11 protein-coding genes are annotated in these 9,232 nt (G+C 67.6%); 7 read left to right on the top strand and 4 right to left on the bottom strand.

The genetic code is table 11. The features are described 5' to 3' along the window. A partial coding sequence (locus tag AAG801_RS37375) for a PadR family transcriptional regulator (protein ID WP_341892964.1) occupies nt 1-396 on the top strand: 396 nt, incomplete at its 5' end. 11 nt (nt 397-407) lie between these two features. Beyond that, nucleotides 408-1,253 carry a siderophore-interacting protein gene (locus AAG801_RS37370; protein WP_341892963.1) on the top strand — a complete coding sequence of 282 codons (846 nt, stop codon included), beginning with the start codon at nt 408-410 and terminating at the stop codon, nt 1,251-1,253. Nucleotides 1,254-1,392: 139 nt separating this feature from the next. Here the strand turns inward: AAG801_RS37370 and corA are convergent, their stop codons facing one another. The 3 genes from corA to AAG801_RS37355 form a co-directional block, all read right to left on the bottom strand. Continuing rightward, complete coding sequence (corA, locus tag AAG801_RS37365; protein WP_192192780.1) at nt 1,393-2,379, bottom strand: magnesium/cobalt transporter CorA; 987 nt, start codon at nt 2,377-2,379, stop codon at nt 1,393-1,395. A 33-nt stretch (nt 2,380-2,412) separates the two neighbouring features. Next, the gene (locus tag AAG801_RS37360) at nt 2,413-2,982 is read right to left on the bottom strand and encodes a hypothetical protein (RefSeq protein ID WP_341892962.1); all 570 of its coding nucleotides are present in this window, start codon (nt 2,980-2,982) and stop codon (nt 2,413-2,415) included. A gap of 132 nt (nt 2,983-3,114) precedes the next feature. After that, a complete protein-coding gene (locus AAG801_RS37355; RefSeq protein WP_341892961.1) occupies nt 3,115-3,345 on the bottom strand; it encodes a polysaccharide deacetylase in 231 nt (76 codons plus the stop codon). 272 nt (nt 3,346-3,617) lie between these two features. Between AAG801_RS37355 and AAG801_RS37350 the strand changes: the two genes are divergently transcribed. From AAG801_RS37350 to AAG801_RS37330, 5 genes are all read left to right on the top strand, one after another. Then, nucleotides 3,618-3,959, top strand: coding sequence for a type II toxin-antitoxin system RelE/ParE family toxin (locus AAG801_RS37350; RefSeq protein ID WP_341892960.1), 342 nt, complete (start codon nt 3,618-3,620; stop codon nt 3,957-3,959). Then, complete coding sequence (locus tag AAG801_RS37345; protein WP_341892959.1) at nt 3,956-4,288, top strand: XRE family transcriptional regulator; 333 nt, start codon at nt 3,956-3,958, stop codon at nt 4,286-4,288. The genes AAG801_RS37350 and AAG801_RS37345 overlap by 4 nt, the downstream gene beginning before the upstream one ends. A gap of 91 nt (nt 4,289-4,379) precedes the next feature. Next, nucleotides 4,380-6,977, top strand: a complete 2,598-nt coding sequence (gene mutS, locus AAG801_RS37340; protein ID WP_341892966.1) for a DNA mismatch repair protein MutS — start codon at nt 4,380-4,382, stop codon at nt 6,975-6,977. 28 nt (nt 6,978-7,005) lie between these two features. Then, nucleotides 7,006-7,845 (top strand): proteasome-type protease, encoded by an 840-nt coding sequence (locus AAG801_RS37335; protein ID WP_101489595.1) that lies wholly within the window; start codon nt 7,006-7,008, stop codon nt 7,843-7,845. A gap of 2 nt (nt 7,846-7,847) precedes the next feature. Further along, nucleotides 7,848-8,654: an alpha/beta hydrolase gene (locus AAG801_RS37330; protein ID WP_341892965.1), complete on the top strand. Its 807-nt coding sequence runs from the start codon at nt 7,848-7,850 to the stop codon at nt 8,652-8,654. Between the two features lie 7 nt (nt 8,655-8,661). On the opposite strand, the gene AAG801_RS37325 is transcribed toward AAG801_RS37330, so the two are convergent. Further along, a complete protein-coding gene (locus AAG801_RS37325) occupies nt 8,662-9,186 on the bottom strand; it encodes an MOSC domain-containing protein (protein ID WP_341892958.1) in 525 nt (174 codons plus the stop codon). Nucleotides 9,187-9,232: the final 46 nt, after the last annotated feature.

Here is a 9,232-nt window from a genome sequence, read left to right as displayed (position 1 = left end):
TACGAGCTCATCAAGGCCATCGAAGACCGCCTGGGCGGCACCTACGCGCCGAGCCCCGGCGTGGTCTACCCCACGCTCACGCTGCTGGAAGAACTCGGCTACCTGAGCGTGGAAACCGCCGACGTCGGCGGTCGCAAGCGCTACAGCATCACGCCGAGCGGCCAGGAGTTTTTGGCCGCCAACCGCGAAACGGCCGCCGCCATGATGGCCCGCATGGCAGGCGGCGTGGACGGCGCCGGCCCGCGCGCCGGACGGCCCCCGCAAGTCACCCGCGCCATCGAGAACCTGAAGCTCGCGATGCGCCTGCGCCTCGGCGGCGCCCCCCTCACCGAACAACAAGCCCACGAATTCGCCGCGGTGCTCGACAGCGCCGCACAACAGCTCGAACGCATTTGAACCCATCTGAAATGACCGACTTCACCACCACCACTTCCTCTTCTGCCAACACGCCCGACCGCACGCCGCGCCGCGTGCGCCACGAACTGCGCTTTCGCCAACTCACGGTGAAGACCGTGCAGCGCGTGACGCCGCACCTGATCCGCATCACGCTGACCGGCGACGCGCTCGAAGGCTTCACGAGCCCCGGCTTCGACGACCACGCGAAACTGTTCTTTCCTGACACCGCCACCGGCCAGCTCGCGCTGCCGACCGCTGGCCCCGACGGCCCCGTGTGGCCCGAAGGCGGCCGCCCGGCCATGCGCGACTACACGCCGCGCCGCCACGACGCGCAAGCCAACACGCTCGAGATCGACTTCGCGCTGCACGACGCCGGCCCTGCCACGCAGTGGGCCGAGCAAGCCAAGCCCGGCGACATCGTCGGCGTGGGCGGCCCGCGCGGCTCGTTCATCGTGCCGACCGAATTCGACTGGCACTTGCTGATCGGCGACGACACCGCCCTGCCCGCGATTGCACGCCGCCTGGCCGAACTGCCCGCCGGTGCGCGCGTGGTGGTGCTGGCGGAAGTCGACAGCAAAGCCGACGAGATTCCCTTCGAGACGCAGGCCGAACTCACGCTGCGTTGGGTGCACCGCCAAGGCGCAGCACCAGGCCTGAGCCCGGTGCTGGTCGACACGCTGAAAACGATGGAACTGCCGGCTGGCGACTTCCATGCGTGGGTCGGTTGCGAATCGGCGATTGCGAAGGCACTGCGCGCGCACCTCGTGGGCGAACGCGGTGCGAACCCGAAGTGGGTTCGGGCGTCGGGTTACTGGCGTCGCGGTGCGGCAGCGACGCACGACACGCACGACGAGTAAGTATTGGTGTTGGTCTTGCCCTTTCCCCTCCCGGGGGAAGGCTGGGATGGGGGCAAGCGGCCTTTGAAAAGCCGCTGATGGTTGAAAGGCCGCGAGCCCCCACCCCCACCCTCCCCCGGAAGGGGAGGGAGCAAATCCCTTAAAGCCAGCCGACGCGCCTGAACCGGTAGTACAGATAGCCGCAGGTACTGACGATCAACCCCAACGCCATCGCATACCCATAGCGAAACTTCAGCTCAGGCATGTGCTCGAAGTTCATCCCCCAGATGCCCGCAAACGCAGTGCACACCGCAAAGATACTGGCCCACGCAGCGAGCCGCTTCGTCACTTCGCTCTCCTCGATGGTGACCATCGAGAGGTTCACCTGCACCGCCGTGGCAATGGTGTCGCGCACCGCGTCGATCGAGCCGTTGATGCGCACCAGGTGGTCGCCCACGTCGCGGAAATACTCCTGCGTGCCCACGCAGATCTGCGGCACGCGCCCGCCGTGCAGCTTGCCCGCCGCCTCCACCAATGGCGCCACCGCGCGCTTGAGAATGAGGCTGCGGCGCTTCAGGTCGTACAGCTGCTTGATCTTGTCGCGCGCCGCGCCGCCCTGGGCAAAGATCTGCTGCTCGATGGATTCGAGTTCCACTTCGAGCGCGTCGATCACCGGGAAGTAGCGGTCGACCACCGCGTCCATCAGCGCATAGAGCACAAAGCCCGCGCCGTTGCGCAGCAGGTCGGGCTCGCGCTCGCAGCGCTCGCGCACACCCAGAAAGCCCTGCTGGCTGCGGTTGCGCACCGACAGCACGTAGTTCTTGCCGACGAACACGTTGACCTCGCCCACGTTCACGCTGTGCCCGCCCTCGCCTTCTTCTGTCGAGGGCTCGACCAGGTGCATCACGACGAACAGCGAGTCGCCGTACTCCTCCACCTTCGGCCGCTGATGGCCGTGCTGGGCATCCTCGACAGCCAGCGGGTGCAGATCGAATTCGTCCTGCATCTGGGCCAGCTCTTCGGGCGTGGCGTCGCTGAGCGCCACCCAGACGAAACAGCCGGCGCGGGAGATGTACTCGCTGATGTCCTCGACGGGAATGTCGGCGAGCTTGGCGCCGTTTTCATAGGCCACGCAATTGATCAGCATCGGGGCGCTTCCCTCTTCGAACTTGGAATGAACTCAGGCCGACGCATCGGTCGATGCGGTCGCGGCCAGGGCGGCGGTCTCGACCAGTGAGGCCTCGATGGCCCGCGTCTCGCGGCTGAGCAACGCCAGCCCCTGGTCGGCGAGGGCGCGGTGGCTGGCCACATCGGCCCACAGGCTCGCCGCGGCTTCGGCACACGTCAGCGACGTGAAGCGGATGCGGCCCTTGGCCAGCGCGACGAAGCGCTGCTCGCGCAGCGGATCGGCCCGGTCCCAGGCACCGCCGATGAGCACGCGCTTGCCGCGCTTGATGCGCGGCTCGCGCTCGGCGAAGAAAGGCAGCTTGGCGCTGACCCAGCCCAGCAGGCCGGTGTTCAACGCGGTGTCGAAGGCGGAAGGGGCAGCGTTCGCCCTGGCAAATTCGCGCAGCGTGCCGAGCTGGTAGAGCGCCGGGTCCTTGGCGCCGCCCGTACCTTCGACGGGCCGGATGACGGACGGGCCGCTGTTGCCCGTGCCCGGGCGCCCTTCGGGCCGTTTCGACTTGCGCAGGTCCGCCAGCTGGGCCGGCGACATGCACAGATACAGCGCCGCGAGTTCAGCGGGCAAGGTGGCGGTGTCCGGGAGCGCGTCCGCTGCAGGGCCTTTGATTTCATCCGACGGGGCCATGGGCGCCTTTGTTCTTCACGCGGGGTTTGCGCCGGGCGATTTTAGGAGGGGCGGTGCGAGCCGCCGGCCGCGTCAATGGTCGGCTTCGGCCTCCCCGTCCGGTTCGGGCGCCTCGGGCGCATCGACCGGCAGCCATTGCAGCTCGTCCGGCATGTACGGCTGCGACCAACGCATGCCGTCCAGCCGCACGCGCAGCGTGAGCCCCCGCACGGTGGTCACGGTGCCGGGTTGCCCGCGCACCAGCACCCTGGCGCCCTTGCGGGCTGGTACCTGAAATCGGTTCCGGATGTCCTCGAAGCTCACTGGGATCTCCCTCCAAAGTTCTTATGCGTCCGCGCAGTCATGCGCGTGACTACGCTCGGATGCAACTTCCGGATTCAAAGTTCTGAGCGGCACCCACGAGGCGCCATCGAACCGCGTCAGTTCCCCACAAAGTTCACATCCTCGGAGCCGGAAAGGTGTCTTGCGGCGCGATGCTGCGCGGGTCGTCGGGAGAATGCCGCGCGAGGGGGGAGTCATGGCGCGTGAAACGCACCAGGCTTCGCGTATAAAATCTTATACACGCGAGTGCATCAATGGACGAGAAGGAAATCCGCTGGGTGGGCTCGTCTTATGCAGACCTGCTGGCCTTTCCCGTGGAACCGCGCCGCGCGGCGGGCTTTGAACTGGGCAAGGTGCAGGCCGGGCTGGACCCGACGGACTGGAAGCCCTTCAACGACGTGGGGGCCGGCACGCGGGAAATCCGGCTGCGGGATGCCAGCGGCATCTACCGTGTGATGTACGTGGCGAAGTTCGAGGAAGCCGTCTATGTCCTGCACTGCTTTCAAAAGAAGACTCAGGCGACCAGCCCGCAGGACAAGGCCATCGCAGAAGCGCGCTACCGCGCCGTGATCCACGCCAGGAAGGACAGACCATGAAGACCGACACCGCCATCCGCCACGTCACCCCGCCGGGCGCCAATCTCTTCCTCGAGCTGGGTTTTGCGCCGGCCGAGGCCCGCCGCCTGCAGGCCGCGTCGCACAAGCAGATCAACGACACGCGCCTGCTGAAGCAGCAGCTCATGGAGGCGCTGGCCGGCTGGATCGACGAGCACCAGCTGAAGCAGGCCGAGGCAGCCGAGATCCTGATGGTCTCGCGCCCCCGGGTGTCCGACGTGGTGAACAAGAAAACAACCAAGTTCACCATCGACACGCTGGTCGAAATGCTCAGCCGCATCGGCAAGCCGGTCACGCTGACCGTCGGCTGATCCCCGTCCGCCCGTCCCCGATAATCCCCGAGTGAAAACGACGACTGCCCACCCCGCCCCCTCTTCCAGCGACTTCTCCGGGCACACGCCCATGATGGTGCAGTACCTGGGCCTCAAAGCCGACCATCCGGACACGTTGCTGTTCTACCGGATGGGCGATTTCTATGAACTGTTCTGGGCCGACGCCGAAAAGGCTTCGCGCCTGCTCGACATCACGCTCACCCAGCGCGGCCAGTCGGCCGGGCAGCCGGTGCTGATGTGCGGCGTGCCCTTCCACTCGGTCGACACCTACCTCGCGCGGCTCATCAAGCTCGGCGAATCCGTGGCCATCTGCGAGCAGGTGGGCGAGGTCGGCGCCAGCAAGGGGCCGGTCGAACGCAAGGTGGTGCGGGTGGTCACGCCCGGCACGCTGACCGATTCGGAACTGCTCAACGACAAGAGCGATTCGCTGCTGCTCGCCGTGCATGCGGGCACGCGCAATTTCTGCGGGCTGGCATGGCTCAGCGTGACGGGTGCCGAGTTGCGGCTGGCCGAGTGCCCGGCCGATGCGCTCGAAACCTGGATCGCACGCATCGCGCCGAGCGAGTTGCTGTACAGCGCCGAGGTCACGCCCGCGTTCGAACAGCGCCTGAAGGCCGCGCGTGCGGCCGTGCCGTTCACGCTGTCGCTGCGTCCGGCCTGGCAGTTCGACCCGGGCCTGGGCGAGCGCAAGCTCAGCGAGCAGATGGGCAGCCACAGCCTCGCGGCGTGGAACGCCGAATCGCTGGGCAACGCGCACGCCGCCGCCGCCGCGCTGCTGGGCTATGCCGAGCACACGCAGGGCCGCGCGCTGTCGCACGTGCAGCGCCTGTCGGTGGAACGCGACGGCGACCTGATCGAGCTGCCGCCCACCACGCGTCGCAACCTCGAGCTGGTGCAGACGCTGCGCGGCGAAGATTCGCCCACGATGTTCTCGCTGCTCGACACCTGCATGACGGGCATGGGCAGTCGCCTGCTCAAGCGCTGGCTGCTCTCGCCGCGCCGCGACCGCAGCGAAGCCCAAGGCCGGCTCGACGCCATCGGTGCGCTGCAGTCCCCCGGGCCCGGCGCCACCGCCGCGCCCTGGCGCACGCTGCGCGAGCAACTCAAGAACACGAGCGACGTGGAACGCATCGCGGCGCGCATTGCGCTGCGCCAGGTGCGCCCGCGCGAACTGGTGGCGCTGCAGCTCGCGCTGTCGAAAGCCGAACAACTGGCGCCGCTGCTGCCGGGCGCTGCGGCGCTGCTGGCGCAGATCACCGAACGCCTCGCGCCGCCGCCGGGCTGCGCCGACCTGCTGGTGCGCGCGATCAAGCCCGATCCGTCGGCGCTGGTGCGCGACGGCGGCGTGATCGCCACCGGCCACGACGCCGAGCTCGACGAGCTGCGCGAGATCAGCGAGAACTGCGACGACTTTTTGCTCAAGCTCGAGATCAGCGAGCGCGAGCGCACCGGCATCAGCAACCTGCGCGTGCAGTTCAACCGCGTGCACGGCTTCTACATCGAGGTGACGCAAAGCGCGCTCTCGAAGGTGCCCGACAACTACCGCCGCCGCCAGACGCTGAAGAACGCCGAGCGCTTCATCACGCCCGAGCTGAAAGCTTTCGAAGACAAGGCACTGAGTGCGCAAGACCGCGCACTGGCGCGCGAGAAGTGGCTGTACGAACAGCTGCTCGACGCGCTGCAACCCTCGGTGCCCACGCTCACGCAGCTGGCCGGTGGCATCGCCGCGCTCGACGCGCTGTGCGCACTGGCCGAGCGCTCGCACACGCTGAACTGGCGCGCGCCGACCTTCGTGTCGCATCCGTGCATCGAGATCCAGCAGGGCCGCCACCCGGTGGTGGAGGCGCGACTGGCCGAGAAGTCGTCGGGCAGCTTCATTGCCAACGACACGCAGATGGGGCCGCAGCAGCGCATGCAGATCATCACCGGCCCGAACATGGGCGGTAAGTCGACCTACATGCGGCAGGTGGCCATCGTCGTGCTGCTGGCGTCCATCGGCTCGCACGTGCCGGCGACAGCCTGCCGGCTCGGGCCGATCGATGCGATTCACACGCGCATCGGCGCGGCCGACGACCTGGCCAACGCGCAGTCGACCTTCATGCTCGAGATGACCGAGGCCGCGCAGATTTTGCACAGCGCCACGGCGCAGTCGCTGGTGCTGATGGACGAAATCGGCCGCGGCACCAGCACCTTCGACGGCCTGGCGCTGGCGGCGGGCATCGCGGCGCAGCTGCATGACCGTAGCAAGGCTTTCACGCTGTTCGCGACCCACTACTTCGAGCTGACCGAGTTCCCGGCCACGCACCACGGCGCCGTGAACATGCACGTGAGCGCGACCGAGTCGGGCCGCGACATCGTGTTCCTGCACGAGATGCAGCCAGGCCCGGCCAGCAAGAGCTACGGCATCCAGGTGGCGCGCCTCGCAGGCATGCCCGCCGCGGTGGTCAACCATGCGCGACAGGCGCTCGACGCACTCGAATCGCAGCATGCGCAAACGCGTGCGCAGGTCGACCTGTTCGCGCCCCCGCCCGCCGCCGAAACCCCCATGGTCAGCGCCGTAGAATCCGCGCTGGCTGCCCTCGACCCGGACACCATGAGCCCGCGCGAAGCCCTCGACGCGCTCTATGCCCTCCAGAAACTGAACGCACGTGAACGCAGTACCGCATGAGCGGGCCCAGTTCCTGCAAGGCGAACCCATGACTTATTGCGTAGGCATCAAACTCAACGCCGGCCTGGTGTTTCTCTCCGACTCGCGCACGAACGCGGGCGTGGACCACATCAGCACCTTCCGCAAGATGATCGTCTACGAGCAGCCGGGCGATCGCGTCATGGTGCTGCTGTCGTCGGGCAACCTGAGCATCTCGCAGTCGGTGCGCGAAATTTTGCAGATCGAAGAGCTGCGCGAAACGCGCGAAGACGGCTCGCAGGGCGACCCCATCACCATCTGGAACGCCAAGAGCATGTTCGACGCCGCGCGCGTGCTGGGCTCGGCCGTGCGCCACGTGTACGACCGCGACGCCGAGGCGCTCAAGCATGCGGGCCTGGACTTCAACGTGTCGTTCATCTTCGGCGGACAGGTCAAGGGCGAAGGCATGCGCCTGTTCCTGGTCTACGCCGCCGGCAACTTCATCGAAGCGACCACCGAGACGCCCTACTTCCAGGTGGGCGAATCGAAGTACGGCAAGCCCGTGCTCGACCGCGTGCTCACGCCCGAGACGCCGCTCGACGAAGCCGCCAAGTGCGCGCTGGTGTCGATGGACTCGACCATGAAGTCGAACCTGTCGGTCGGCCTGCCGCTCGACCTGGTGGTGTACGAGGCCAACAAGCTCGAGACCGATCGCGTGATCTGCATCGACGCCGACAACCCCTACTACCGCATGATGCACAACAGCTGGGGCCAGAAGCTGCGCGAAGTGTTCGACAGCATCGAAGACCCGGTGTGGGACGACAGCGTCACCGACCACCCGCTGCGGATGCCGGCCACGCGCCACAGCCCGCTGCGCAAGATTTCCACGCCCGACGAAAAGCTCATCTGAAACTGTCCGTGCCTCCTGTCATTTTTTCGCACGGCAACAGCTTTCCGGCGAGCACCTACCGCGTCGTTCTCGACAGCCTTCGCAACCGGGGCTTCGAGGTCGACGCCATCGAGAAATTCGGGCACGACCCGAAGTACCCCGTCACCGACAACTGGCCGCACCTGGTGCAGCAGTTGGCCGACTTCGCCCAGCTGCGCGCCGACCGCGCGGGCGGCCCGGTGTTTCTCATCGGCCATTCGCTGGGCGGCTTCCTGAGCCTCATGTGCGCCGCGCGCCATCCCGAGCTGGCGCGCGGCGTGCTGCTGATCGACTCGCCGATCCTCGGCGGCTGGCGCGCGAACACGCTCAACGTGGTCAAGCGCACGCCGTTCATGAAGAGCATGTCGCCCGGCGCCACCAGCCGCAAGCGGCGCAACAGCTGGGAGCACCGCGAGGCGGTGTTCGAGCACTTCCGCAGCAAGAAGGCGTTCGCGAAGTGGGACGAGCAGGTGCTGCACGACTACATCGACCACGGCACCTTCGACAGCGAAGACACGCGCGCCCTGAGCTTCGACCGCGACGTGGAAACCGCGATCTACAACACCCTGCCCCACACGCTGGGCGGGCTGCTGCGCCGCCACCCGCTCAAGTGCAAGGTGGCCTTCATCGGCGGGCGCCAGTCGGTCGAGATGAAGCAGGTGGGCATGGCGATGACCGAGCAGGTCACCAAGGGCCGCATCACCATGCTCGATGGCAGCCACCTGTTCCCGATGGAAAAGCCGCTGGCCACGGCGGCGGCCATCGAAGCGTCGCTGCGTAACCTGATGTAGACGGCGCTCAGGCGCTGCTGCTGCCCACGCGGCAGGCGACAGCGTCGCCAACGCGCAGCACACCGCCACGCAACACCCGCGCCGTCACGCCACCATGCCCGCGCATGGCGTTGTAGCCACCGGGGCCCAGCAGTTCTTCCATGCGCGAGCAAGGCTCACAGGGCCCGGTGATCTCGAGCAGCACCTCGGGCCCGAGCGCCAGCACCAGCGGCTGGTCGCGAAACAGCGACCGCGCCGCCAGCAGGTTGAGTCCCGACACGACGAGGTTGCGGCGCAGCAGGCCGGCGTCGACACCTTCCACGCGCTGCGCGAGCGCCGAGATGACCGGCAGGTGCTCCACCTGGATCAGCGTGACCTGCCGCTTGCCGCCGCCGCGCCCGGCACTGCTGCGGTCGCCTTCCAGGCCCAGCGCTTCGATCGCCAGCACCTCCTCCACCGATTGAACCGGCGCACGCCGCGCGGGGCGCAGCAGGATGGCGTCGAGGCGGCCGGGGTGCGGGAACTGCCGGGTCAGGGCGTGGAGATCGGACATGCGCCGCATTGTCCACGCGGACTTTTTTGCACGCTGCTGTCGGCCC

The organism is Variovorax sp. YR752, assembly GCF_943372545.1.
This window is presented reverse-complemented; position numbering and strand designations above follow the sequence as displayed.

Excerpts from the sequence above, each read along its gene's own strand:
- AAG801_RS37370 (WP_341892963.1), top strand. The coding sequence starts at position 408 with ATGACCGACTTCACCACCACCACTTCCTCTTCTGCCAACACGCCCGAC.
- mutS (WP_341892966.1), top strand. The coding sequence starts at position 4,380 with ATGATGGTGCAGTACCTGGGCCTCAAAGCCGACCATCCGGACACGTTG.
- AAG801_RS37335 (WP_101489595.1), top strand. The coding sequence starts at position 7,006 with ATGACTTATTGCGTAGGCATCAAACTCAACGCCGGCCTGGTGTTTCTC.
- AAG801_RS37345 (WP_341892959.1), top strand. The coding sequence starts at position 3,956 with ATGAAGACCGACACCGCCATCCGCCACGTCACCCCGCCGGGCGCCAAT.
- corA (WP_192192780.1), bottom strand. The coding sequence starts at position 2,379 with ATGCTGATCAATTGCGTGGCCTATGAAAACGGCGCCAAGCTCGCCGAC.
- AAG801_RS37325 (WP_341892958.1), bottom strand. The coding sequence starts at position 9,186 with ATGTCCGATCTCCACGCCCTGACCCGGCAGTTCCCGCACCCCGGCCGC.
- AAG801_RS37350 (WP_341892960.1), top strand. The coding sequence starts at position 3,618 with ATGGACGAGAAGGAAATCCGCTGGGTGGGCTCGTCTTATGCAGACCTG.